This is a genomic window from Ktedonobacter sp. SOSP1-85, from assembly GCF_016587415.1.
Taxonomy (GTDB): domain Bacteria; phylum Chloroflexota; class Ktedonobacteria; order Ktedonobacterales; family Ktedonobacteraceae; genus Ktedonobacter.
Genome location: NZ_BNJI01000001.1, coordinates 840,598 through 864,961, shown reverse-complemented (window position 1 = coordinate 864,961; position 24,364 = coordinate 840,598). Strand labels below are relative to the sequence as shown.

The 24,364-nt window shown below is 53.8% G+C and carries 20 protein-coding genes; 11 read left to right on the top strand and 9 right to left on the bottom strand.

Annotated elements, in window-relative coordinates:
- Positions 1-227 precede the first annotated feature (227 nt).
- The gene (locus tag KTE_RS03970) at positions 228-1,163 is read left to right on the top strand and encodes a LysR family transcriptional regulator (RefSeq protein WP_201378775.1); all 936 of its coding nucleotides are present in this window, start codon (positions 228-230) and stop codon (positions 1,161-1,163) included.
- A 70-nt stretch (positions 1,164-1,233) separates the two neighbouring features.
- Here the strand turns inward: KTE_RS03970 and KTE_RS03965 are convergent, their stop codons facing one another.
- The gene (locus KTE_RS03965; protein WP_201378773.1) at positions 1,234-3,531 is read right to left on the bottom strand and encodes an ATP-dependent helicase; all 2,298 of its coding nucleotides are present in this window, start codon (positions 3,529-3,531) and stop codon (positions 1,234-1,236) included.
- Between the two features lie 361 nt (positions 3,532-3,892).
- Here KTE_RS03965 and KTE_RS03960 point away from each other — a divergent pair, with 361 nt between their 5' ends.
- From KTE_RS03960 to KTE_RS03945, 4 genes are read left to right on the top strand one after another with little or no spacing between them, the layout of a single operon-like run.
- The gene (locus KTE_RS03960) at positions 3,893-4,666 is read left to right on the top strand and encodes a hypothetical protein (RefSeq protein ID WP_201378771.1); all 774 of its coding nucleotides are present in this window, start codon (positions 3,893-3,895) and stop codon (positions 4,664-4,666) included.
- Positions 4,663-5,517 carry an energy-coupling factor transporter ATPase gene (locus KTE_RS03955; RefSeq protein WP_201378770.1) on the top strand — a complete coding sequence of 285 codons (855 nt, stop codon included), beginning with the start codon at positions 4,663-4,665 and terminating at the stop codon, positions 5,515-5,517. Before KTE_RS03960 ends, KTE_RS03955 begins: the two co-directional genes overlap by 4 nt.
- Complete coding sequence (locus tag KTE_RS03950; protein ID WP_201378769.1) at positions 5,510-6,382, top strand: energy-coupling factor transporter ATPase; 873 nt, start codon at positions 5,510-5,512, stop codon at positions 6,380-6,382. Before KTE_RS03955 ends, KTE_RS03950 begins: the two co-directional genes overlap by 8 nt.
- Before the next feature lie 40 nt (positions 6,383-6,422).
- Positions 6,423-7,460, top strand: a complete 1,038-nt coding sequence (locus KTE_RS03945; protein ID WP_201378768.1) for an energy-coupling factor transporter transmembrane protein EcfT — start codon at positions 6,423-6,425, stop codon at positions 7,458-7,460.
- A 534-nt stretch (positions 7,461-7,994) separates the two neighbouring features.
- On the opposite strand, the gene KTE_RS03940 is transcribed toward KTE_RS03945, so the two are convergent.
- From KTE_RS03940 to KTE_RS03930, 3 genes are all read right to left on the bottom strand, one after another.
- Positions 7,995-8,705 (bottom strand): response regulator transcription factor, encoded by a 711-nt coding sequence (locus tag KTE_RS03940; RefSeq protein ID WP_201378767.1) that lies wholly within the window; start codon positions 8,703-8,705, stop codon positions 7,995-7,997.
- Entirely contained in the window at positions 8,656-9,786 is a 1,131-nt protein-coding gene (locus KTE_RS03935) for a sensor histidine kinase (protein WP_201378766.1), read from the bottom strand. Before KTE_RS03935 ends, KTE_RS03940 begins: the two co-directional genes overlap by 50 nt.
- A 79-nt stretch (positions 9,787-9,865) precedes the next feature.
- Entirely contained in the window at positions 9,866-10,312 is a 447-nt protein-coding gene (locus tag KTE_RS03930) for a FixH family protein (RefSeq protein ID WP_201378765.1), read from the bottom strand.
- A 170-nt stretch (positions 10,313-10,482) separates the two neighbouring features.
- On the opposite strand from KTE_RS03930, the gene KTE_RS03925 reads away from it, so the two are divergent.
- Together KTE_RS03925 and KTE_RS03920 are read left to right on the top strand one after the other, a co-directional pair.
- Entirely contained in the window at positions 10,483-11,802 is a 1,320-nt protein-coding gene (locus tag KTE_RS03925; protein ID WP_201378764.1) for an RNA-guided endonuclease TnpB family protein, read from the top strand.
- A 681-nt stretch (positions 11,803-12,483) separates the two neighbouring features.
- Complete coding sequence (locus KTE_RS03920; RefSeq protein ID WP_201378762.1) at positions 12,484-13,776, top strand: glycosyltransferase family 4 protein; 1,293 nt, start codon at positions 12,484-12,486, stop codon at positions 13,774-13,776.
- On the opposite strand, the gene KTE_RS03915 is transcribed toward KTE_RS03920, so the two are convergent.
- Positions 13,688-14,563 (bottom strand): DUF72 domain-containing protein, encoded by an 876-nt coding sequence (locus KTE_RS03915; protein ID WP_201378760.1) that lies wholly within the window; start codon positions 14,561-14,563, stop codon positions 13,688-13,690. The genes KTE_RS03920 and KTE_RS03915 overlap by 89 nt on opposite strands.
- Before the next feature lie 249 nt (positions 14,564-14,812).
- Here KTE_RS03915 and KTE_RS03910 point away from each other — a divergent pair, with 249 nt between their 5' ends.
- Together KTE_RS03910 and KTE_RS03905 are read left to right on the top strand one after the other, a co-directional pair.
- Entirely contained in the window at positions 14,813-15,208 is a 396-nt protein-coding gene (locus KTE_RS03910; RefSeq protein WP_201378758.1) for a hypothetical protein, read from the top strand.
- Between the two features lie 273 nt (positions 15,209-15,481).
- Complete coding sequence (locus tag KTE_RS03905) at positions 15,482-16,408, top strand: C39 family peptidase (RefSeq protein WP_201378756.1); 927 nt, start codon at positions 15,482-15,484, stop codon at positions 16,406-16,408.
- Between the two features lie 107 nt (positions 16,409-16,515).
- Here KTE_RS03905 and KTE_RS03900 read toward each other — a convergent pair whose 3' ends face one another.
- The 3 genes from KTE_RS03900 to KTE_RS03890 all read right to left on the bottom strand — a co-directional run bounded on the left by KTE_RS03900 (position 16,516) and on the right by KTE_RS03890 (position 19,769).
- Positions 16,516-17,628 (bottom strand): L,D-transpeptidase, encoded by a 1,113-nt coding sequence (locus KTE_RS03900; RefSeq protein ID WP_201378754.1) that lies wholly within the window; start codon positions 17,626-17,628, stop codon positions 16,516-16,518.
- A gap of 147 nt (positions 17,629-17,775) precedes the next feature.
- On the bottom strand, positions 17,776-18,576 hold the full coding sequence (locus KTE_RS03895) for an inositol monophosphatase family protein (protein WP_007904804.1): 801 nt from the start codon (positions 18,574-18,576) through the stop codon (positions 17,776-17,778).
- A 116-nt stretch (positions 18,577-18,692) separates the two neighbouring features.
- Positions 18,693-19,769 carry a DNA methyltransferase gene (locus tag KTE_RS03890; RefSeq protein WP_201378751.1) on the bottom strand — a complete coding sequence of 359 codons (1,077 nt, stop codon included), beginning with the start codon at positions 19,767-19,769 and terminating at the stop codon, positions 18,693-18,695.
- 187 nt (positions 19,770-19,956) lie between these two features.
- Here KTE_RS03890 and KTE_RS03885 point away from each other — a divergent pair, with 187 nt between their 5' ends.
- Together KTE_RS03885 and KTE_RS03880 are read left to right on the top strand one after the other, a co-directional pair.
- Positions 19,957-21,282, top strand: coding sequence for a hypothetical protein (locus tag KTE_RS03885; RefSeq protein WP_201378749.1), 1,326 nt, complete (start codon positions 19,957-19,959; stop codon positions 21,280-21,282).
- Positions 21,283-21,321: 39 nt separating this feature from the next.
- Positions 21,322-21,720 carry a hypothetical protein gene (locus KTE_RS03880; RefSeq protein ID WP_201378747.1) on the top strand — a complete coding sequence of 133 codons (399 nt, stop codon included), beginning with the start codon at positions 21,322-21,324 and terminating at the stop codon, positions 21,718-21,720.
- 73 nt (positions 21,721-21,793) lie between these two features.
- On the opposite strand, the gene KTE_RS03875 is transcribed toward KTE_RS03880, so the two are convergent.
- Positions 21,794-24,217 carry a prolyl oligopeptidase family serine peptidase gene (locus KTE_RS03875; RefSeq protein ID WP_201378745.1) on the bottom strand — a complete coding sequence of 808 codons (2,424 nt, stop codon included), beginning with the start codon at positions 24,215-24,217 and terminating at the stop codon, positions 21,794-21,796.
- Between the last annotated feature and the right edge of the window lie 147 nt (positions 24,218-24,364).

Below are 24,364 nucleotides of genomic sequence, written 5' to 3'. Positions count from 1 at the left end.
GGAGCCATCCTCCTGTTTGCGTGTTTTTATGTATCAAAACATCTTCAGATGATATTTCTTATATGCCTAGTTGGTGCTAGAAATACTGGGTTATAAAAGCGTTCCCGGCATAATGATACACTGTTTAGTTCTCAATGTACAGCAAGAAACTGGTAATGGTTGCTTTTGAGGTATGATAAACAGGAACCGTTGTCTTTGCAGTGAACTAATTTGCATTTATCACAACCATGAATTTACAGAATCTACGTATCTTTTTGAAAGTCGCAGAGCTTGAACATGTGACGCGCGCGGCGGAGGAGCTTCACCTGAGCCAGCCTGCTGTAACCAAGATGATTCATAGTCTGGAGCAGGAGGTGCATCTGAAGCTCATTGAGCGCCAGGGGCGGCGCATCGCCTTGACTAATGCCGGGCGTGTGCTCAAGGAATACGCGCAACAACTCTTCTCGCTGGAGCGCGAAATGGAGGATGCCCTAAAGGAGTTGCGCGATGTCGAGGGCGGCGAGGTGCGCCTGGCCTTCAATCGCACGGCAGGTGTCTACCTGTTGCCGCTCGTTGTCTCGCGCTTTCGTGCCCGCTATCCGCAGGTGACGCTGCATATTTCTATCCTGAATTCACCTGAGATTGTGCAAGCCCTGCTCAACTGGCAGCTGGATTTTGGTCTTGTCGAGAGCGATACCTCGATCTGCCCGCCAGAGTTGCAGGTCGAGATGTCGACGAGTGATGAGCTGATCCTGGTGGTGGCACCCACTCATAAATGGAGCAAGCTTCAGGTCTTGCCGGTTACAGCGCTAAATCAGGGCGAATTGATCCTGCGCGAGGAGGAGAGCGTTATTCGAGTGATGATCGAGCAAGAGTTGGAGCGACACGAAGTTCAAATTCACTCCCTTTTTACCCTGACCGACAACGAGGCGGTAAAACAGATGGTCATGAGTGGCGTGGGCGCGGCGATTATCTCTGCCTTCTCGGTGCAGCGTGAGCTCATGCGTGGAGAACTGGTGCATGTTCCTGTGAGCAACCTTAATCTGCATCCACAGCTCTGCCTGATGCGGCGTGCGGATCGACGGCTCTCGCCAGCGGCCCAGGCCTTCTGCGCCGTGCTCTCGCCCATCTTAGAGCATGGCTTAGAGACCATACGCACCGCGACCCTCGAAGGCAGCCGGTAATGTCGTGTATGTAGTGTTGACGGGGCAATGCCACAGGCATTGCCCCGTCAACACTACATACACTTTTTGCTTAGAATAAAGTTGGCATATTTACGGCTGGTGGGGCTTTGGGTGGTTGCTCGCGTGGATCACCATCGCGTGTCATCAGGTAGGGGTTGAGGATGCCGTCTTCGTCGGTGGGCTTGAGCCCGGCCTCGTAGATGAAGCGGGAGGCCTGGGCATCGCTACCGCGATAGCGCAGGAGAGAGGTCAGGAAGAGCAACTGTTGTGCGCGTGTGTAGGCAACGTAGGCCAGGCGGCGCTCCTCGGCAATGCCCGAGGTTTCAATCGGGCCATCCTCCGTCATGGTAAAAGAGCGCTTGTGCGGGAAGATGCTCTCCGTCATGCCCACGACAAAGACTACTGGCGCCTCCAGTCCCTTAGATTTATGCACCGTCATCAGGCTGACGCAGTCGCGCTTGTTCTTGCTGCTATCCTCGGCCTGTTCTTTAAGCTGGGCCATGGCCTGCAAGAAGTGGCGAATGGTGTGGTGACGCTGGGCAATCTCGGTGAGCTCTTCCAGTTCGTCGTAGCGCCCCTCAAGCTTGACCTCTTCGCGTGGTTTGGGTGTTTCCTCGTCCTCATCCGCGTTCTCTTTGTGACGGCTATCATAGTGCAATAGATGGGTGTCGTAGGCGTATTCGCGCAGGAGCTTGATAGCCTCGGCTGGCCGATTGCGACACTTATTGCTGATCCGCTGAATCAAGCCAACGAAGTCTTTGACGCCCAGCTGGAACTCAGAGGCGATGGTATAGGCCTGCTCTTCACAGAACTGTAACAGAGGCTGTCCCCCTGCAAATGAGGAGAGCGTGCCATAGAAGGTAGGCGTAAAGCGATGCGAGATCTTTCCTGTGCGTGTGAAGTACTCCCGAGAGGGGATATTTGCCACCACGCGGAAGGCCGCGTTCTGCTCGCCGCAGTGTACGGGCGTCAAAACGTCTTCGCGTCTGCGCGGATTGGGTGTCTGGCGCGATGCGAGAAAGTCCTGGTAGATGCGCGTGCCATCGACCAGGGTCAGGAAGGCCAGAATGTCACGCGTGGTCTTGCGCTTAAAGAACGAGGAGCCGCCTACCGTGCGGTAGGGGACGCGGTGCCGGGCCAGGGCGATCTCCAGGTTGGCCAGGTGATGATTGGTACGCGCTAGCACGAAGATATCGCGATAACTGAGCTTATCCTGCTGGGTGCGCCAGGTGCGGGCCAGCTCCTCAATGCGCGTCGCGACCCCGTCTGCCTCGCTCTCCTGGTCCGGGTAGGCTGTGACTAGTACTGGTGCGCCACTGGGCAGTGTTGGGCGCAAGACCTTTTCGAAGCCGGGCGTGATATCATTTTTGCTGATCAGGGTGTTTGCGGCTTCGAGGATCTGTGGCGTCGAGCGATAGTTGTGCTCGATGCGATAGATCTGCCCCTTGGGATACATGCTTTTAAACGAGAGGATCGAGGCCTCGGGGCTGGCGCCACGGAATTGATAAATGGCCTGGTCCGGGTCACCAACGACGACCACGTTATGCCTGGGCGCCGCCAGGTACTGTATCAGCTTATACTGTGAGGGGCTGGTATCCTGCGTCTCGTCGATCTGGAGATACTGATAGCGATTCTGCCAGGTCTTGCGGAATTTGGGGCTGCTCTCAAGCAGCAACAGCGGAATATAGATCAGGTCTGAGAGGTCGTAGAGCTTCTCCTTCTGCTTGGTCTGCTCATAGCGCTCAAAAAACTCCTGATAGCGGGCCGCCAGTTCGGGCATGAGTCCCAGGTGGCGGCGGAAGAATTCCTGTGATTGATCGGGCTGGATAAGCTCTTCCTTGGCCCGGTCGACTGCTGCCAGCACGTCGGTAATATTGACTTCCCAGTTCATGCCGCGTGAGCGGTCGCTGCGCCAAGGGCGTACAATATCTTCGGCCAGCCATTGGCGTGGATCGCCGCTGATGAGGCGCTGGTTGAGTTCCTGTGGTTTAAGCTGGAGCTTCTCGCGCAGCATGACGTGTCCCAGGCCGTGAAAGGTCACGACGCGGAGGGCCTTGAGATCTTTGATGAGTAGACCCCTGGCTTTCAGGCTTTTGAGGGCGCGCTTCTCCATCTCCTCTGCGGCGGCGCGGGTAAAGGTGACACAGAGAATGGCCTCGGGGGCAACCCCGACATCGGCGATCAAGCGCACAAGGCGTTGCACGAGGATCGCGGTTTTGCCTGTGCCTGCCGCCGCGATAAAGGCCGCGGGACCATCTGTATGGGCGATGGCGGCCGCCTGTTGCGGATTGGCGACAAACTCTATCTTTGAAGCTGTTGTTTTCGAAGCTGTTGTTTTCGCTCTGGATTGTGCTCGCTGCGTTGCCATCCTACAAATTTCTCTTCCTATACTTACTATCCAAGTTATCTCGGTCACGGTTTTGTACTATAGCATGCCCCGCCAGTGATGGCAACGACGCATAGTACCGGGCGTCCCAGCAGGAAGCAGGCTCTCCGGGCCGTTTTTCGGGCCCTTTTTGTAGCTCTGCGGTACGCTAACAAAAAGGGCATCGCTTGAGAAAGCGTGTTTTTGGCGGGGATGTGAGCTTTATCACTGCCCTCTTCTCTGCCTTTGACATATACTGGCTTCTAATGTCGCGTGTGCGTACTGCGTTGGTCGTACGGCCTTGTGTTCTGGCAAAAAAAGGCTACAATCAGAGAAAAGCAGTTTAATTAGGTATGTAAATTCTATGTTTCGAAATTTAAAAGCTATTGAAATCGCTGAGGGTGCCCTGCTGGCTGATGTCGCGGTTATCGCGCAACTGGCTGTGACTTATCTGCCCCTGGTGGGAGAGGTCTTTCGCAGCCTGATCTTTCTGGTCTTCGCTGTTCTGGTCTTGCGCCGTGGACTCTATACGGCCTGTTTTGGCCTGGGGGTCGCACTCTTCCTGATTCTGGTGTTGATGGGACCAGCGGCAATGCCGCTCATCTTCCTGGAATGTGTGGGCGGGCTTTTTTTGGGTTTTACCATGCGCCTGCGTCTCCCACACTGGCTCCTCCTCTTCATTGGCATTACTTGTGGAGCTATGGCGTTTTATGGGTTGGTCCTGCTGGTGTTTGTGCTCTCGGGTCGTCCATTGGGGACGATTACCCAGACCATTGACCAGCTTAACGCTAGCATGAGTCAGCTTGTCACGCTCTTCACAAAGCGATTGGGATGGTATGTCTGGTGGCAGCATACCTGGGCCACGCGTGCACAGGCGCTTGGACTCTGGTTAAAGTCGTACTGGTGGCTGACACTCTATCTTGTAATGTGCGCGATCATGCTCCCATTTGTGACGATTGTCTATACCTCTATCAACTTGTTTGTACGCCTGCTTGGCTATGATGTGCGCCCGTTCCCTGGACCACGGATTGAGCGTTTCGTGCGCAGGCTCCTTATAGGGACCTTTAAGCTTGTGCGTGAGATGCTCTTACGTTTGCACAGCTGGAGAGGGAAAGAAAAGAGAGGAGAGGCCGCGTGAGAGAACAGGCACCATTTATTGACTTGCAGGGTATTTGCTATGCTTATCCAGTTTCTGGTCAGGCAGAAACTACAGCCTCCCTCGCGCTCAATGAGGTCTCGTTGCAGATTAACCGTGGCGAATACGTCGTGCTCCTGGGTCATAATGGGAGCGGCAAGTCAACCCTGGCACGCCATTGTAACGCCCTGCTCTTGCCTGATGCCGGGCGTGTGCTGGTGAATGGTATTGATACGCGTGATGAGGGGAAGCGGCGCTATGTGCGCGATAGTGTGGGCATGATCTTTCAGCATCCCGATAATCAGATCATCGCCACTATTGTGGAGGATGATGTGGCCTGGTCTCTCTCTGTGCGTGGTTTCTCGCGCCAGGAGATTCGAGAGCGCGTCTCTCAGGCACTTGAGGCCGTTGGCATCGCGCATTTGCGCCATTCACCTCCGCATAAGCTCTCCGGAGGGCAGCGTCAGCGCCTGGCAATCGCTGGAGTGCTGGCGCTCCGCCCACAGTGTATCATTGCCGACGAGGCGACATCCATGCTTGATCCGCTCTCCCGTCGCGAGATTACCCGCCTGTTGCATCAGCTTCAGCAAGCGTATGGTCTCGCTGTGATCCAGGTGACACACCTGTTGGAGGAGGCTGTACTGGCTGAGCGCGTGGTGGTAATGGAACAGGGCCGTATCGTGCATGAGGGGCAGCCCACTGAGATCTTTCGTGACCTGGAGCATTTGCGGCGTTTGAAGCTGGCTATTCCTGAGCCGCTAGAACTGGCGCAGCGCCTGCGGTTGAGTGGTTTCTCTATCGCGCCCGAGGCCTTGACGCTGGAGGCCATTGCGCGGGAGGTGGCACGTGCCTGAGCCGATTATTCGCGTACATCAGTTGAAGCATATCTATCAAGCTGGCTCCCAGCCAAAGGTGGCGCTTAACGAGGTGAGCCTGGAGATTGCTCGTGGGAGCTGCACCGCCATCATTGGCGTCACGGGCTCTGGGAAGAGCACGCTTATCCAGCACTTTAATGGTCTGCTCTTTCCCTCTGCGGGCGAGGTCATCGTGGATGGCGTGAAGGTGATTGCGCGGGGCGTCGACCTGCGTTTACTGCGACAGCGGGTGGGGATGCTCTTTCAGTTTCCAGAAATGCAGCTTTTTGAGAAAACCCTCTTCGACGATGTAGCCTTTGGCCCAAGGCGGATGAAATTGCCATCCGCTGAGATAGAGGTGCGGGTGAACACGGCGCTTGAGAGCGTCGGACTCGCGCCCGAGCGCTACGCGAAACGTTCGCCTTTTGAACTGAGTGGTGGTCAGCGGCGGCGTGCTGCCCTGGCTGGCGTCCTCGCGATGCAGCCCACGGTCTTGATTCTGGATGAGCCAACAGTAGGCCTGGACGCTGAAGCTCGTACCGAGTTCTATACCTATCTGCGCGAGGCTTCGTTGGAGCGAGGCATAACCATTATTCTGGTTTCACATGATATGACTGAGGTCGCGGCCCTGGCGGATAATCTGCTGGTCCTCCACCAGGGAAGACTGGTCGCCCAGGGAACTCCGCGTACAATCTTTGCCCAGGCGGATCAACTTATAGGTTGGGGGCTGGCACCACCGCCGCTACACGAGCTCTTTGTCTTGCTGCGGCAGCAGGGGGTTCCGCTTCCCGTTGATGTCTATTCGCTCGAAGAGGCTTTTGCCTGGCTAGCTACACATAGCAAGCTCTCCCGCTCATCGTCGTAGTTACCTCCAGGTAGGAGGTCCATGAGAGAAGAAAGAGATAATGCTACAAAATTTGCCGATTGGCGTCTATTATCCTGGTCAAAGCTTCCTCCATCGTTTGCGAGGGCGTACCAAGCTAGTGCTGCTCTTCTGGTGTGCGATCTGGCTGTATATCGCGGAGACGCGTACATGGCGTTTTGCGCCTTATATCGTGGGTATCATCCTGCTAGCTGCGACCATTTCCGCTTCAGGCATCGTGCCGCGCGTGCTCTGGTTGCGCATGCGCTTTCTCCTGCTATTGTCTTTGCTCGGCTCGCTTACGCTGCCCTTTGCCACCGTTGTGCCCAAGGATGATCAAGCACTCTCCACGTTGGGTCCCTGGCCTGTTTCTTATAGTATTGCCCTGAACGGACTACTGACCATCCTTGGCGTTTCTCTAGTCGTGGTGGCCTCTCAGTTTCTCCGCCTGTCTGCGGTACAGGCCTTCTGGCGGCGTCCATGGGTGAGGCGACTCCGTTTTCTCGCCTGGGTTCTGTTGTTTGGCTCTTTGGTGGGTATCTGGCTGCTTACTGGTAGCGCCGGAACCCAGATGTTGGCGCTTGGGCCTGTGTTTGTGACGCGTCTGGGCGTCTGGTATGTCTTTGAGGTGGAGGGGCTATTGTTGCTCTATGCCTTTTCGCTGCTGATTATGCTCACGACCTCGCCGGTCATACTCGTTGAGAGCGTTACTAGCTTGATGGCCCCCTTGCGCCTGGTACGCTTCCCCGTTGATGATTTTGCCTTGATGCTGCTGATCGCGTTGCGTTTTATCCCAACACTCTTGGAGGAGATTGAGCAACTTAGTAAGGCACAGCAGGCTCGTGGAGCATCACTGGCTGATGGAACCCTGGCCGAGCGCTTTCAGGGCTTTACCATGCTGGTCATTCCCCTGATGCGAGGTATATTTCAGCGCGCCAATGACCTCTCGACCGCGCTTGAGGCGCGAGGACATGCCGTCGATGGCAAGCCGACCATGCTCCACGAGACCGGGCTGCGGGGAATAGATTATGTGACGCTTGTCGCTGTCCTAACCCTAACCATTAGCTCGCTGCTGTTGTAGGTAGAGAGTGCAGAGAAAGAGGTATACTCTCTGTTCGTTCAAGACAGCCATTGTCTACAGTTCTCCTGTCGGATTTGTGTATGTCGTTTTCTCAACCCGAAGCATTATATTCCAATGAATCTCAATCGTATCTTAACAAGTCGATAACCCGTTCTTCTGCTCCATCGGCTACTATATGCTCTGGGGAACGAAATCGACTACATGCTCTATATATGCGTTATATGTAGTGCTTGTAGAAACGAAAGATTGTCCGAGTTAAGTACCGCTTATCTGTGCATCCTGCGTATAGGACCATCCATAAGCGATTGCTCCTCACTTTCATATGCCGGGATGAAAACGTCAAATAGGGTTGTAATTCTATTTGCGTTTGAGTGAATGGTACTGGTGAGCTGTCTTGGGGGAGAACGCTCACCAATGACTCGGCATCTGGGTCCCTGTTGGGGGCAATAGGAGAGAGTTGCGAAACGACTCTCTCCTATTGTGTTTTTGGAGAAAAATTTCCTCTTGCATTCGCTTGAGAGCCTGTTTCTCTCGTTAGATTTGAGGCGAGATCAGACCATAGTGTAGGGCAAAGCGCACCAGTTGGGTAATATCATGCAACCCCAGTTTCTCCATCATATTTGAGCGGTGGGCCTGTACTGTTTTGATGCTAATGACCAGCTTATCCGCGATCTCTTGATTGGTAGAGCCCTCGGCAACCAGCTTCAAGACCTCCATCTCACGCGCAGTGAGCGTTTGTAAGGCTTTGTCAAGCTCGGCCCTTTGGGGAGGGAGTGAGCCAGGCTGCTCTGGCGAACTCTGTGGTGCGACATAGGCACGAATCAGAGCTTTGGCCAGACCCGGGTAGAGGAAGGCCCCACCTTGCGCGATAGTACGTACCGCGTTGCACAGTTCCGTGGGCGCCGCTTTCTTGACAATGTAGCCTGCGGCCCCTTTTTTGAGCGATTGGAGAAAATATTCTTCGCTCTCGTGCATAGTGAGCATAAGCACCTGCGTGCCAGGGGCCAGGGCGCGAATACGCTCGCAGGCCTCCAGCCCGTCGAGCTGTGCCATACTAATATCCATGACAACGATATCGGGCCGTTGCTCCTGAACGAGTTTGATTGCCTCCAGCCCGTTACGGGCCTCGCCCACGACTCGCATATCAGCCTGGGCTTGTAGGAGGAGCGTTAAGCCCTGGCGTAAGATGTCATGGTCATCGGCTAGGACAATGCGCGTGATCCGTGCTGGATTGTTCTGGGTCATAGCTTTTTCCTTCCTCCAGAATCTGTAGGGATGTCGCCTGTGTCGGCAGGGGGAGGCAGACATCGATATGAGTGCCCTGTTCTGGCTGTGAGCGCAGGGTCAGTGTTCCCTGGAGTAACGAGGCCCGTTCACGCATGCCAACGACTCCCGAACCTGCATGCGCTCTGGCGGGATCATAGCCGCAGCCTTGATCGCTAATTTGGAGCAAGAGATGTTGCTCGGTCTGGCGCAGTGTTATCCTGGCCTTCTGTACCTGGGCATGGCGTGCTACATTGGTCAGGCTCTCCTGGGCGATGCGAAAGAGCGTCGTCTCGTAAAGCGGTGGCAGCGCATGAACCTCTTCGCTTATGCCCTCAAGCGTCAACCCAACCTCCAATTGGAGCCGTTGCGCGCTATCTTCAACTAGCCAGCGAAAGGCGGCTGCCAGCCCCAGGTCGTCCAGGACGCTGGGGCGGAGCTGTTGTGCCAGGATGCGTACTCCCTCAAGGGTCTGTTGCGTGAGCTGGTTCAGATGCTGTAGGCCTTGCTCAAGCTGCTGCCGGGTCGCGGAGCGCATCTCCTGTTCGGGTAGGAGCTGAAGCTGCTGGCGCAGTAGCTCATTATGAATTAGGAGCGCAGTAAGATTCTGCCCCGCCTCATCGTGCAGCTCCAGGGCGATGCGCCGGCGCTCATTCTCTTGAGTCTGGAGAATAAGGCGCGTTTGCTCTTGTCGTGTATGTTCCAGGCGATCAAGCATGGTATTAAAAGAGCTCGCTAGCTCGCCAATTTCGATGTCTACATGTCTATCGAGTGGCGCGCGTAGCTGAGTCTCTCCTGTACTGATCTGGCGTATGGTCGCGAGCAGGCTAAAGAGGGGGCGGAAACTGAGGCGGAGGAGGATGAAGTTGATCACCACAGTTGTCAGGGTCGCCACGACGATAAAAACAGTGTCTAGCAGATAATGCGCGGATTCAAGGTTATGGCTGGTAACCCAGAATCCGACCTGGGCCTCGCCCAGGAGCATGAGGGTGTTGGCGAGAATGACCTTCTCAAAAAGTGAGAGTCGCCAACGTCGAACCTGCCGCACGAGAAAATGAATCACTGTCTGCTCGCTTCACATAGTATATTTTGGTGTTTGATGCTATATCTTGCCATAGTCTAGCATAGTTTGATAGACTCGACTATGTTCTAACCTGTTGAGGAGGGGGATAGAGAGAGCTTATTGATGAGGTCTGCGTGTCTTTTGTGACTTTGACATGCAGTACATAGGTAAGGGGGGAGAACCCATCGGCCTGTGTCTGAAAGGTGATCTCCCAGGTCCCCGCCATCGTCAGGTACATATGTATCGCATACTGGCCCGAACCCAACGGAGCGACGCGTGAACTGACGGGTTCCATCTGCATATCGGGCATCTGGGCGCTGGGTGTTACCTGCGCCTGGTTAATTGGCAGCCCTTGAGTATCTGTGAGATGAAGATGAATAAGTGCTGCATGGTTAGCGACCAGGCTCTCCTCACTAATCTGTACCTGGAGTTTGGCTGGAATAATCGCGGGTCGAAGTAGCGCCACACTCAAGACGCCCACACAGGCGAGAGCCAGGCAAAGCCAGAAGAATGGTCGTACACGCATCTGCTAGAGATCCTTATCACTGTAGAGAAAATGAACGTTTGCCGTCTTCACCGAAAACGCCGCAGGATGCCCCTGCCCTTTCAGGCATGGGGAGGAATACGCCGTAGACATGCTTTCATCTGCTCATGTATCATTGACAGGCAGATGAAAACTATGGTATAATTCAGATTATGAAAACGGTATTAACAGCGAAACTCAAATTGAATACAACGCCCGAGCAATTCAAGGCATTACGTACAACGCAACTGGCATATCGTGATGCTCTCAACTATGTGAGCCAGTACGCCTTTGCGAATGGCAAAGTGAGTAATGCCCTTCGTTTGCAAGATGCCACCTACGATGAGATCCGCCTCCGTTTTCATCTGCCTTCGCAAATGGCCTGTTCTGTTCCTCGCCAAGTTGGTGCCTCGTATAAAGCCCTCTGGACAAAGGTGAAGAACAATGCTGCTCATCGTAAGGCAGGTCTCACCAAGAAACGGTACAAAGGGCTTGATAAGGCTCCCACGTTTCTCTCCCCCACGTTGACCTACCAGTATAAGAAAGACTACACGTTCAAGAAAGAGCAGCACGTGAGTCTTCTCACTCTCGATGGACGTATCGTTGTGCCCTATACTGGCTACAATAAGCACGTGACATTGATCCAGCGTGGTACGGAGATAGGTGCATCGAAACTCTGGTATGACAAAGCCAAGAAGCAATTTTACCTCCTTGTCTCCCTGGAAGTGGAGATGGCTGATCCTACCCCCGAAACGCACAAGCAAGTCGTTGGCGTGGATGTGGGGATGCGATACCTTGCTGTCACGGCGACAATGCAAGGCGATTGCACCTTCCATGCTGACATCTCTACGGTTGCCAAATCACACCACTCTGCACGACTGAGAAAGCGTCTGCAAAAAAAAGGCACTCGTTCCGCGACGAGAAGGCTCGTTGCCATCAGTGGGCGAGAGAGACGGTTGAAAGCAAACGCCAACCATGTCGTGAGTAAACGGATTGTGAAGCAATATTCGCAAAGCTTGATTGGACTGGAGCATCTGACAGATATTCGCGAGCAGACCAAACGACGGAAAGGCAAGCAAGCCAGTGCCAAACAGCGCAAAGCCAATCGTGTCTTTTCCAAATGGTCCTTTGCAGAGTTGCACAGTATGATCGCTTATAAAGCGCTCTTGCATCGAAGTATGGCGATCAAGGTGGATGCCAACTACACCTCGCAGGCCTGCCCCAAATGTGGGCATACCTGCAAAGAGAATCGTCCTCACAAGGGCCTGCTCTTCGTCTGTCAGAATTGTCAGTACACGCTCCATGCCGATCTGGTTGGTGCAAGAAACATTGCGATGCGAACGCTTCTTATCCGGCAAGACTGGATAGGAACGGGCCTCTTGTCAGTACGCCCTGATGTGTCGGACAATGAAGCCAAAGCAGCACGCCTGAAAAGGTATGCTGAGTTGCGGTGGAGTTCAGACACAACTCCAAGCCCTCGGCTTTCGCCGTAGGGTACTGACTATCTATAACATAGAGAACTGTCCCTGTCTATTGGAGCAAGTCCCTATTTTTGCTTTGTTCCACCCTACATTGTAGCGCCGCAGGCGCGAATTTGTGAGTCCCCAATGAGCGCAAGGCTAGACTATTGCAGCTAATATACAGTGCAATAGTCTAGCCTTTATCCACCTAACGCTCGATTGGTGAAACGGAAATAGAAGAGTAGTAGGGGCAGAAGTCGAGGATGGGCGAGAAAGTTGCCTCTTGTGCAGTATTTACACCTTAGAAAAATAGATGAGGTAAGATTTGCCCAATACTGATTGTTTGTTGAGATCACCCTGCTCAAGAGTATTCAATCAAGTTTCCGCTTTTATGCATCTATATCTTTCTCTGATCTTAGTCCTAAACTATAAATAGATGATATAGCTAAATATTATATCGTTTAGTGATGTTCTTAATGCAGCAATAAGGTTTTGCTTATTTTTCATTTTTGTTATATAATAAAAATAAATATGCATGCATCCTTTTATAAGTGTGTAACAGTTCTGCGTGACACACCGTGTTAGAGATGATAAAGAGAGATCAATGGTTCTCTCCTGTCCTCTTACTACTGGCGCTTGAGGAGGCAAGCATATTGTGTACACCTCGTCTGCCGGTTTTTACCGCTCCTCCTGTTCATGGATGTTCTGAGGTGGTTGGCTCAACTTTGTAGTGCGTTGAACTGCCTGGAGAAATTATCATATGAACATCGTACATATTGCTCCCGCCTGGATTTCTATTCCACCCAAAAACTATGGGGAACTGAAGTTGTCATTTATAACTTAATCGAGGAGCAGGTCGCTCAGGGACATTCTGTCACCCTTCTTGCTCCTGGTAATACCAAAACATCGGCACGCCTGGTCTCATTTTTACCTAAAGCGCTTGTGGAGGATGACGTACCCTGGTACGCTCATCTGAAGGCGTTTTATCATCTCCAAAAATCCGTTGAGTATATTCGTGAGCATACCTTCGATATTGTGCATATGCATCTCTCTTCTGCCTCTGATATGTACCTCCTGCCGCTCACCGCGAGCCTCTTGGTTCCCAGGGTTATGACGCTCCATAGCTGTTTCCCCTTTGACCGGGCGGGTTCCTATATTGGTGACGCGGACAGCTATTATATGGACTGGCTTGCCGACGTGCCACTGGTCGCCATTAGCGAGCAGGCGCGTAAAGAGGTTCCTTATGACCTCAAGTTCCTGGGTGTGATTCCTCATGGTCTGCCTATGCAGGTGTTTACGCCGACGACCAGCGAGCCAGAGCCATACCTGGCCTGGTTAGGACGTTTCGTTCCTGAGAAGGGGGCGCACCTGGCGATCGCCGCGGCGAAGGAGGTGGGGGTGCCACTGGTACTGGCGGGCATTGTGGATCGTCACCTGCCAGAGGCTGTTCGCTACTTTGAGGAAGAGATTGAGCCTGAGCTTGATGGAGAAAGGATCAAATATATTGGTCCTGTCAATATGGAGCAGAAGCTCGACTTCCTCAGTCGCGCGAAGGCGCTGCTCAATCCCATTACCTGGGAGGAGCCCTTTGGTATGGTCATGCTTGAGGCAATGGCGCTAGGTTGTCCTGTCATCTCCTTTAGGCGTGGGGCCGCTCCTGAGGTGGTGCATCATGCCAGGAGTGGTTTCCTGGTCTCCAATCTTGAGGAGATGGTGCAATCTATAGCACATATTGAGGAGCTTGACCGTGCTCAGGTGCGCGCTCATGTGGGGCAGCATTTCTCGGTCAAGGTCATGGCTGAGCGCTATACGCAAGCCTATCGCCGTGCCATCGCGACCCATGTGCGCAACCATTGGACGCATCCAGCCCTTGTGACCCCTCCCATTGTTCATCTGCCTGTCTCTCCTACCTTGATGACTAAAAGAGACGACCTTGCGTCGGCTGGGTTTCCGTCGCTGACGACTCAGTTTCCCATGGCAGAGACGGAAGCGGGACGTATGTCTTAATGCGGGTATAGAGCTCACGACAGATAGCTGGTGAGTGTTCTTCAAATGGGCAGTGGCAGAAAGCATAGACGGTTGTTCCCTGCTTGAGCCATGTGCCCATTTGTTGTGCCCATTCATCGAGGAAGGGGGTATTGACCTCCATGCGTGGATGCCCGATATAACGCACAAAGACAAAGTCTGTAGTGTGAGCTAGATGCACTGGTAGATTGGGTTTACGTTCGCGGGCCTGGAGCATCTGCTGTTCGCTGCTCGACCCTGTGCGTATTGGGCGTGTATCCATAATCACACGTGCTACCGCGTAGCGCTGGAGCAACTCGTCCAGGGGCTGGGCATGGGGTGCTTTAAAGAAGTCGGGATGGCGCACCTCGACGGCGAGGCGCGCGTCTTGCGGCCAGAAGTCAAGGAAGTGTTCGAGTTGGGTCAGTTGCCCTGGGCCAAAGGAAGGGGGCAGCTGTAAGAAGATGGGTCCCAGGCGCTCGCCCAGTCCGCGTATGCGCTCAAGAAAGTGGAGCGCGGCGCTCTTTTGCGCGTCGAGTGGCGCGCTATGGCTGATATCACGTGAGATTTTTGGGCAGAAGCGGAAGGTGGCCGGGGTTTCCTGGTACCAGCGCGCTACAGTCTCCTCGGAGGGTAATGCGTAAAAAGTCGTATTTCCCTCGACACAGGTCAGTCTTCTACTGTAGAGGTGTAGAAAATCGCTCGCGGGTGTCTTTGCCGGAAAAAAATCTGTTCCCACCCATGCTTTGTAGCCCCACATGGGACAGCCCAGGTAGAAGTGTGGCTCCATGGTGTGTTGGTCCTCCTCCCTTGCTTATGCTCAGCGTGTGTGTATGCTCTGGATGCTTGCGCATGCTTTGCCGGATCAGTATAGCATATTTGCTTTATATTCTCTCGTTGGCTTATGTAAAAATGTCGGATTATTGTCGATTTCGCCTTGTACTCTCGCATCCTGGCTGGTAATGTTGTGTTTTGGTATTATTCGAGTATTTTGCTCTTTAACACGCTTGCTTTTGCGAAAGGTCCGGGTGCGCTTCCGATGAAATTGCAGACAATTCTTGATCCCGTTGAGGCCTCTCCTCCTGAGACCCAGACACAACCTCTGCGCCGCTCTGGCGGCTGGATACCTTTTGCGCTTCCTCGTATTGGTCTCCATCTCCATAGCGACGGTGAACAGTTGCTCCTGGCGAACAGGACTGCCATCTCCTGGGTGATCTACCACAAATTTCACCAGCTTGGCGTTATCGATGCCGATGAGACGCTCTTGCTCTCCCTCCCCAAATATGGCTCCTTGAGTGTACGCCCCCATGGGACCAATGATAACGCGGAGTTTCTGGTCCTGCCCTTGCACCATACCATTCAGCAGGTGGTCATTTACAGACATACGATGGGTGCAAATATAGAAATCTATGATATGAAGGGCATGGCAATCTAAGGCGTATTCCTCCACCGACAATACGAAAAGTTGCTATCGTTGCGTTCTTTCCTCAAGAGAAGGACTTGCTGTTTCTCTGAATATGGGAAAGACTCCCATCATATGGCCGTTTTGGGGGATGGGTTAGTTGTGTGGCGAGTACCTGGGCTATACTTATGGATGGCTAATTATGAATGTAAAGATTCAGGGAAAGCGTAACGGCGCATCTTTCCATGCGCAAGCAAGGATTCTTGCGCTCCAGAGATTCTTACAATATTAATGGGGTTTTTGTATATGTCGGCTGCTGCCATCACATCATTTCTGACTGTCGTTATGCTGTCTATTGTTGCTTTTGTTGCCGTGAGTGCCTGGCGTGACCATCAACGTAATAAGCAGATGTTTGCCGCGCAAAATCGCCTCCCGGCTCACCCCCTGGATCGCCACGTGACCGCTATTTTACACCTGCATGATGGGCAGATTGTCTCCGTTGAGAAGCCTACAGGCGCGCTCATGCCTGTTTCGAGACCGTCGTCCTGGTATCAGCATCGTCGCTCACTGGTTTCGCTGGGCGTGCTTGTGCTCTTTGTGTTGACACTCTTCGTGCAGACCGGGATCGCCGGCGGAAGCGTCAAGAGCTTCTCGCAGGGTCTGAGCCTGGGCCTGTTTAATACCTCCGCCAATGGCGATAAAGCGTATGAACCCACGAGCCATGGTATGCCTACCAGTGCTAGCTCGCTCCTGGTGCGAGTCGATTCGGCTGACCCTCATCAGTATGCCAACCTGTATCAGCTCCAGGTCTGGAGCTACTCTTCCTGTTCAGGGATTGCCTTAGAGATGGTGATGAATGCTTACGGGCGCCATCTTATCGCCTCTGATGTGTTGACGCAGGAGCTAAAACTGGGGGTGTGGGACGTCAATCTTGGCCTTTTGCGCGAAGAGGGAATCGCGATGACTGCTGATAGCTATGGCTTTAATGCCAGTGCCGGTCGGACGCGCACCCTGCAACAGGTCATTGATAGCGCAAATAGCGGTTCTCCAGTCATTGTCAGCGTGCGCGATTCCTTCTATTTTCCAGGTGGCCACTTCTTTGTCATTCGCGGTGGCGATAGTCAGAATGTCTATATTGCTGACTCTGCCCCCTCAAACTTCCAGCGTATGCCCCGTGCAATGTTTGTCGGAATGTGGCAGACCTTTAGCGCCGTGCTTACTCCACGCGAGTAGATATGCGCAGTGTATATCCCTCCCTTGCAGGGAATGCCTCTTACAGAGAAGCGCCCTGGCAGCCTTCAGGCTGCCAGGGCGCTTCTCTTTACTTGTATATTGGTAGGTTAGTAGATGAAGACGCCGGTATATAACTGGACGAAGTCATAGACCTGGCTGGCGTTCTCCTTGGAGAGGTTGACGCAGCCGTGGGAGCCTTGCGAGGAGAAGGAGTCACCGCTATCGTCGGCGTGGGGGAAGTTCGTTCCCGGGCCATAGTTGACACGCCACCAGCTATCGTGGATGAAGTAGCCTTCGCTATGGTACTGCATTGCGTAGTTGATGGGTGTATCAGGATAGTAGTCGGGATTTCCTGGTTTGACCCCCGATTTAAAAACGGTCGGCGCTTTTTTGCCCTCTACCCACCAGGTTCCTGGCGGGGTTGGCTTATTGGGACGCCCGGTCGTGACCAGGAAGGCCTTGACCAGCTTCCCATGGTCGTAGAGGCGCATAGCCTCTTCACTCAGTGAGACAACCACGACTTTGCTGTCCATCTTGTTATAATGTTTGAGCATGTCCATGTCGCTCTGGTGGACCTGATTGTAGGGTGTTTTGTCGGCGCTGGCTTTTTTCATTTCCTGAAAATTGTACAGGTACATCTGCTCATTCTCGATGGCCTGCTGGTAGTCAGCAACGTTCTTCGCAGCGTCCAGGTCATCTTGAATCCACCCACCAATACCCTTGGAGCCATATTCAAAGCCCAGTGGGTAGCTTGTGTTGTCGTAGGTGTCATGATAGCTATGCCCGTTGCCCCAGTCACTGACTTGTTTGGCCAGGTTCTGTTGCAGATTCTTACTCTCGGCTTTGAGCGCGTTGAGCTGAATGGAGGCAATCTGGCCGTTAAGGGTATTCAGGGCAGTCTGGTAAGCAGACGCCGATTTGGCACTGTCGAGTGCCTGCTTTGATGCACTAAATTGTTGGTCATATGTGGTGGTATCGCCACCCGATTGCTTCATCAGGGTGATCCATTGTTGAAAGGTTTGCAGCTTGGTATCGCCTTGATTCTTGAGCGAGGTATCAACCGTTGGCGTGGAAACGCTCGTCCCCGTGGTCTGATTCGCGGAGTTGGGCAGGCTGCTACACGCGCTCAAAAAGAGTAGGCCAAGAACGATCACACCTGGAAGTAGCCTGGTGAGCCGCCTGGATCTCTTGTCTTGATGATGGCGTTCTCTATTGTACATGGCCCCCTCTATCTCTCTAGCCAGCCTATCTGGCTCTCGCATAGAAACATATGTATATATATGAATATTCGTCAATGGGAGCGTATCTGACACATCTCTATATATACAAGCGTACCTTTATCCTGCGGGGAAGAACAATGAACCACTTCACAATAATTTTGTGAGAATGGCCTCATGTAACTCTTTTGTTCCGGCGACGACCAGTGAATAGCCCTCGGTCAGGTTCTGGATTGGACGCAAAGGGTTTCCCTGATGATCGCTGACAACTCCCCCTGCCTCTAACACGATGCTGGCGGAGGCAAGGAATGATTCCCCCGTGACGACATCTCCCACATCTATATAGGCGTCGTATGTGCCGCTGGCGACATAGACGCAATCAATGGCTGTGCTTCCCGTACGGCGAATCTGACTGGTCGTAGGCGGCTTTGTCAGAAGATTGCGTACCACGCGTTCATCGCGCTTATCCAGGTTTAAACCCACCAGGCTATGTTTAAGACTGGTAGCATGACTGGTCTGGCAGCGCAGGCCATTGCGGAACGCTCCCTTTCCACGCTCAGCCTGGTAGACGCTCCCATTAAAGAGATCTCCCACAAGTGCCCATTGGACGTGCTCGGGCACAACTGGGGCGTCAATAGGGAGGACTGCCATGGCTACGGCTGCGATCATAATGCCGCGCGCCACGTTGGTAGAGCCGTCAATGGGATCAATAATGATCCGATACTGGACGTTGTCGCTGGTGGAAAGGGTTTCGCGTTCTTCCGTGACGATTTCAAAGCCATGCCCACTCTGGATCAGACCTTCGATAATAATATCTTCCGCGTCCCGATCGAATTGCATGGTTGTGTGCTTTGAGGATTGGTGATAGACTCTGGCTCTATCCCGGTCAAAGCGTTCGGTTTGCGAGTAGTGTCGCACCTGGCGAAAAAGTTGCTCTAGCAATTCAAGCATGGCTATTTTTGTTATTCCAATTTCTGACTACGTACATAGAAACTGCCTATGTATGCTCATTATAGCATACGACCAGGATTAGCCTCTCTCTATGTAGTATCAAGCCATTGAAGATTTTAGCCGAAGTTGCTCTCTTTTGCTTGTAGCGTATATAGCCTTTTATAGGGGTAGTGCAGCGTGTGTTGCTGGAGTCGCTGGCTGGTGGTGGTAATGGCCAGCTCACTCTTGTCGCAGGCAATCCATCTCCGTTTCAGGTGTTCCGCCACGATTGGCGTGACCCCACTGCCACAGAAGCAGTCCATGACCAGGTCGTCATCCTCGGATGAAGCCAGGAGAATGCGTTCCAGGAGCGCGGTGGGCTTCTGCGTGGCGTAGCCTGTACGCTCGGGATCGCGCTGGTGCAGATGGCTGATATCGCTCCAGACATCGCTGGGAGGAATGAGCGTATCTTCGCTATAGGTATAGAGCTTTCCCGCTGACTTGATTGTCCAGCTAATCTGTCCATTTGGCCCCACGACCTGGCGCATATGATTGCGTTTCTGCGCTCCACGTCGTTCACCGATGCGCTCTTTATGGAAGCAATAGTTCCCAGACTTGGTGTAGAACAGGATGGTGTCATGTTTGCGCGTATAGTAGCGCCTGGTCTGTCCCCCGCTCTGGTAGTGCCAGATGATCTCATTTTTAAAGCCTCCCCCATTGCCCTGAACGTTGAAGCCAAAAATTTCATCCAGCATTACTTTAACGTAATGGCTGGTGCGCCAGTCGAGATGAAGGTACATGCTGCCAGTTGGGGCAAGGAGTTGATGGAGGGTCTGGAGAATGGGATAGAGCCATTGCAAGTAGGCATCGATGTCATTGTTCCAGGTATCGCTATAGGCCAGTTGCTCTTTGCGACCAAAGGTGCGCCCGGTCATAAAGGGTGGGTCAATGTAGATGAGATTGACCTGGTCACGAAAGAGTGGGAGGAGAGCTGGCAAGATATCCTGGTTATCACCCCAGATGAGCCGGTTAGACCATCCAGGCTCATTATTGACTTCTGATGTTTCTTCCATGGTAATCAACTCAATGGGCGGGCGTGAGGCCGCTAAATTGCTCCCCTCCGTGCCACCCATTTGCTGCTGTTTCTTTTTCCATACCAGTTCGGCCATCTGCTCTTGCTCCTGCTCACTATGCTGTTCTTTTTTTGCCTTCAAACTGTACCATATGTCGCCTGGCTTGAAAAGGATGAGAGAGGGGCTGCCTATAGCCTCTTTGGGCTATGTCTCTGCATAGATAGGCTGCGATATAGTGGCATACTCTGATATAGTTTGTATCGATGTGTTTATTGTTATGAGCTCCAACCGCTGAACTCTCTAAATGTAGATATTGAGGTTATTTGCTATGCGGCGATCTCTCTCTCTGACGATGCTTATTTTGGCTGTGGGCCTGGTGTTGCTTCTAGCCGCCTGTAGCCCAAAGAGTGGCTCTGTGCCTTCAGGTATCCCCGATACTGGCAATGGTACTCCGGCCGTGCTTGTTTCGCCCACCCCCACGCTACAGGCGGCTTCTGCTGGCTCAAAGGTTGGCTTCTATACCTTTGTGCGTCAGAATCAGCTCTGGATGGCGCTCAATAGCGAAAATGCGACTCAGGTAACCCATTTCGACTTCTCGCAGGCGCCGGAGGTGTTCTGGCAGTCTCCTGCCTGGTCGCCTGACCATAAACACCTTTCTTATCTCTTTAATGCTCTGCCCGCGGGAGTTGGTGGTGGTGGCTGCCCCGAGCCAGACTATACTGCTACAAGTAGCCTGTATGTGCTTGATACCAGTACCCAGCAATTGACGTCCATCACCCTGCCCCAGGTCGCGACAGATGCCAGAGCGGAGGGAAAACCTCGTAGCGATTCCTGGCAGTACGCCTTCTGGGAGGATGCGCAACATCTCCTGGCATGGTACAATGGCGTTACAGGAAAAACAAGCAATGATGCAGGCCTCTACCGCTATGATTTGCAGACGCATAGCCTGATTAAGGTCGCTTCGAGCGAGCAGCTTGGCGCAACCTCGCCTATCAATGCTCAGCAGGGGCAATCGATGCTGCTCTCATTGCGCTATCGCCAGGGACAGCTCTATTATGAGACGGTAGAACAGCCTGGGCAGCAAGATAGCCGCCTGGCGATTTATCGTCTGTCGGTCAATGACCCAGGCGCGCCGCGCCAGCAGGTCGTGGAATTAGGCAAGGAGACCTGGTGTGCTGGAGGACAAAGCAGTGCGCTAACTCAGCCTGGTTGGGATATCTCGCCCGATGGGACGAAGCTCGTTGTGCAGAAGATTGAGAACGGAACGCCGGGTCAGGAGGCCAGCTCGCTCGATATTGTGCCAGTTGATGGAAGCGCCACGCAAAAGGTATTTTTGCAAGCGCCTGCGACTTTTCTGGCCCAGAATGCGTTGCTGCGTTGGAGTCCTCAAGGTAACGCTGTTGTGGCCTCTGAGCGGCATCATATTACTGGTCAGGGGCCTTACCTGGTATCCCTCGATCACCCGCAAGATACCCAGGCGTATGCGCCTTTCGTCTCAGGAGCTGTCTCCTGGCGCAGCGATGGGCAGGCCTTCGCGCTACAGAGCAGTGAGGCCGTCGAAGGTATGGCGCCCTCTGACGTCTACTTGTTTGCTCCTGGCGAAAAGAACGCGCGTCTCTTAGAGAAAGATGCTCGCGTGTTCTCCTGGGGATAAAAGTTTTCTTGGGCTAAAAAATTTCGGGGATACGTTCGCATGCAATTAGTAATTCTGTCTTTGCTCAGTATTATTGCATATATTGGTGGTTTAGTACTCATCTTGCGCATCTCTCCCAGGCTGTTGGGCGCGGCCTTTGATGAGCCGCGCTTTATGGGGCTGGCCATTCTTGAAATCCTGGGTGCTATTCTGATGTTTGGCGCGGTGGTGATCACCTTCGCGGTCTTTAATGGCGCCTTTCCTATACGCGTCCTGGACTTTGTCTTCCTGGTAGGTATCTTTATTGTCTCGGCCAGGGTGGCTCTGTATAGTTTTCAGCCACCGGCCCATATGTTGCGTCGCACGCACCGGGTCTCGCGCATTATTACAGCCGCCTTTGGTATATTCCTGGCGCTAGCGGCCATCTTCTACGTCGTCCAACTCTTTACCGCCAGTTAATTAGTAGTAGAGAAACATAAAACGCCCGGCAGCCAGAGGCTGCCGGGCGTTTTATGTTTCTCCTACTTTTACCCTACAAAAAATGCTCGAACCAGGCGATGGTGCGGCGCAGGCGATCTAGTCGCAGCCTGGGTGTACCCACGGCTGGCCAATCCATCAGATGACCGGTGTTGGGATAGCGCACCAGTTGCACCATCTGCTTGCGCTTGCGCAACTGCACAAACATCTGGATCGATTCGCTGGTGGGACAACGCAGGTCGTTCTCGGCATGTAAGAGCAAGAGCGGTGTCGTGATACGCTCGACATAGGTCAGTGGCGAGCGCTCGCGCTGTACCTCTGGGCTTGTGAGCGAGAGGTTGAACCAGAGTGTCTGATCCGAGAGCATGCCGGCGTGTGTAATATCGCTGATGCCGTTGCGGCTGACTGCAGCCTTAAAACGCCCAGTTTGCGTAATGGCCCAGTTTGTCATATAGCCGCCATAGCTGATGCCGCCGATACCCAGGCGCTCACCATCAATGGGTTCGTTCGCAATCATGGCATCAATCCCCGCCATGAGGTCCGCGAAGTCGGCGCCTCCCCAATCGTTGAGGACGGCGCGACAAAAATCTTCGCCATAGCCAGCGCTGCCTCGCGGATTGGGGGCCAGGACGGCATAGCCGCGCCCCGCCAGGACCTGAAATTCATGGACATAGCTATCTCCCCAGGCCAGGGAGGGACCACCATGTGGTGCCAGGATGAGTGGCACACGTCTCCCCTGTTCAAGCGTTGGTAGGTAGAGCCAGCCCTCGATCTCCGTCGTGCCATCGCCCCCTTTCCAGGTCACCTTTTTCGGACGAAGTAACTGGCGCTGACGTAGCAGTGTGTCGTTGACGCTGGTGAGCTTGCGTAAATTTTCGCCATTCCCGTCCATGCCCCAGACGTCGCCGGGGGTAAACCAGTCCGCACGCACCAGGGCGATGGTCTGCCCGTCGCGTGAGAGTTGGGGCGAGAGGTAGCGTCCATTACCGCGCGTGAGCTGTTCAATCGTATTCTTTGTGGGGTTAATGCGGTAGAGATGAATCTGTCCATGTGTTTGTCCTGGAACCAGGAGCCATTGCCCATCCGGAGACCACTGAGGCGCTACGAGGTAGTCGGTGCGTAGCTCATCGATAATCCACATCTGAGAGTTGATGTCTTCGGCTCCAGTGGCGGCGGGACGTGGCGTCTCCTGCCCATTGGCTGCGACGATCCAGGGGGAGATATTGCTCGCCTCTGTCTGGTCGGGTGAGCGCAAGTAGGCAATAGACCTGCCATCAGGTGACCAGGAAGGCATCTGAGCCAGTTCTTCCTCAGGCGTCAAACGGCGCAGTTGTCCCGTAGCCAGGGTCAGCACCCAGAGAGCCGCGCTCACGCTCAGATCGGGATCCGCCCGGCGATTGGCGCTAAAGACGATCTCGCTGCCATCAGGCGACCAGCAAGCCTGGGTGAGATCGACTGGTTCGGAGGTGAGGCGGGTCGCCGTGCCGTCCAGCCCCAGCAGCCAGAGCTGTTCATGTCGACCATGCTTATAGCCTGAACCATCCCAATGGCTGGCCAGGCGCATCACGACATAGGAGGTCTCTTCTCCTTGTCCCGATCCTTGCTCGTCAGCAGCCTTCCAGGCGCTATGGGCGAGAAGTATCGCGCCATCGGGTCGCCAGCTATACTCGGAGACACCCAGGGGAAGATTACTCAGCTGGCGGGCCTCGCCGCCCCGCAAGGGGAGGAGATAGATCTGTGGTGTGCCCTCTCTATCGCTTAAGAAGGAGAGATAGCGTCCATCGGGCGACCAGCGAGGCGCGTAATCATGCTGTGTGCCACTGCTGACCTGCCAGGGAGACTGGGTCTTGCCACCTCTGCTCTCTACGATCCAGATGGCGCTGCTCGTGCTATTGGTCTCCGTATCGCATTGGAGCATACTAAACGCGATGCGTTTGCCATCGGGTGAGATCTGTGGCTCCCCCACTACACGTAATTGCGCCAGGTCCTCAATACTCATAAAGGGAAGGGCTGGCGTCGTGGGGGCCGGCTGCTCTTTGGGGGCAGGTGTAAAGGCTTCAACGGGAACGCTCACCGTTGCCGGGGTCTCTTCGGAAGCGCGCAGTGTGGGTGACACGGTCTCCTCGCCCTCGCGATCCTCCTCCGGGGGGATCGTAGGTGGAATAGTGGCTGTTCCCGGCTGGGCTTGTTTCTCCTCTAGTTCTAGTGGTAGGTCGACATCGGTTGTAGGTTCTGTTGGATTCTCTATCGTGCTTGCTGCTGCTGTCACATCATCCCTGGTGGCAGATGCTGCGTTCTCGTTTGCTGGGCGTTCGGGAACGGTGCTATCGCCCAGGGGATGGATGGCAACCTCGTCGACGTTGGGCTCGCCTGAAATGGAGTGCTCTTGTTCCACGTTGCGTGTTTGCCCTCCTGGAATTGTTGGATCATCGGATGCTTGTATAGGACGTGGCGTTGTATGTTCAGTATTTTCGGCCATCGGCTATTCCTCATCTCTTTAAAAATTTGCATCTCTATCTTCAGGATAGACGCGTGTAGATGGCTGCGTATGTAGCCTGGCGTGATAAAGTGTGATGTTCTTTCTCTACGCATATTTACGGTGGGTACACGAAGAAGTTGTGAAGAG

Excerpts from the sequence above, each read along its gene's own strand:
- KTE_RS03970 (WP_201378775.1), top strand. The coding sequence starts at position 228 with ATGAATTTACAGAATCTACGTATCTTTTTGAAAGTCGCAGAGCTTGAA.
- KTE_RS03965 (WP_201378773.1), bottom strand. The coding sequence starts at position 3,531 with ATGGCAACGCAGCGAGCACAATCCAGAGCGAAAACAACAGCTTCGAAA.
- KTE_RS03960 (WP_201378771.1), top strand. The coding sequence starts at position 3,893 with ATGTTTCGAAATTTAAAAGCTATTGAAATCGCTGAGGGTGCCCTGCTG.
- KTE_RS03945 (WP_201378768.1), top strand. The coding sequence starts at position 6,423 with ATGCTACAAAATTTGCCGATTGGCGTCTATTATCCTGGTCAAAGCTTC.
- KTE_RS03940 (WP_201378767.1), bottom strand. The coding sequence starts at position 8,705 with ATGACCCAGAACAATCCAGCACGGATCACGCGCATTGTCCTAGCCGAT.
- KTE_RS03930 (WP_201378765.1), bottom strand. The coding sequence starts at position 10,312 with ATGCGTGTACGACCATTCTTCTGGCTTTGCCTGGCTCTCGCCTGTGTG.
- KTE_RS03925 (WP_201378764.1), top strand. The coding sequence starts at position 10,483 with ATGAAAACGGTATTAACAGCGAAACTCAAATTGAATACAACGCCCGAG.
- KTE_RS03915 (WP_201378760.1), bottom strand. The coding sequence starts at position 14,563 with ATGGAGCCACACTTCTACCTGGGCTGTCCCATGTGGGGCTACAAAGCA.
- KTE_RS03910 (WP_201378758.1), top strand. The coding sequence starts at position 14,813 with ATGAAATTGCAGACAATTCTTGATCCCGTTGAGGCCTCTCCTCCTGAG.
- KTE_RS03905 (WP_201378756.1), top strand. The coding sequence starts at position 15,482 with ATGTCGGCTGCTGCCATCACATCATTTCTGACTGTCGTTATGCTGTCT.
- KTE_RS03900 (WP_201378754.1), bottom strand. The coding sequence starts at position 17,628 with ATGTACAATAGAGAACGCCATCATCAAGACAAGAGATCCAGGCGGCTC.
- KTE_RS03895 (WP_007904804.1), bottom strand. The coding sequence starts at position 18,576 with ATGCTTGAATTGCTAGAGCAACTTTTTCGCCAGGTGCGACACTACTCG.
- KTE_RS03885 (WP_201378749.1), top strand. The coding sequence starts at position 19,957 with ATGCGGCGATCTCTCTCTCTGACGATGCTTATTTTGGCTGTGGGCCTG.
- KTE_RS03880 (WP_201378747.1), top strand. The coding sequence starts at position 21,322 with ATGCAATTAGTAATTCTGTCTTTGCTCAGTATTATTGCATATATTGGT.
- KTE_RS03875 (WP_201378745.1), bottom strand. The coding sequence starts at position 24,217 with ATGGCCGAAAATACTGAACATACAACGCCACGTCCTATACAAGCATCC.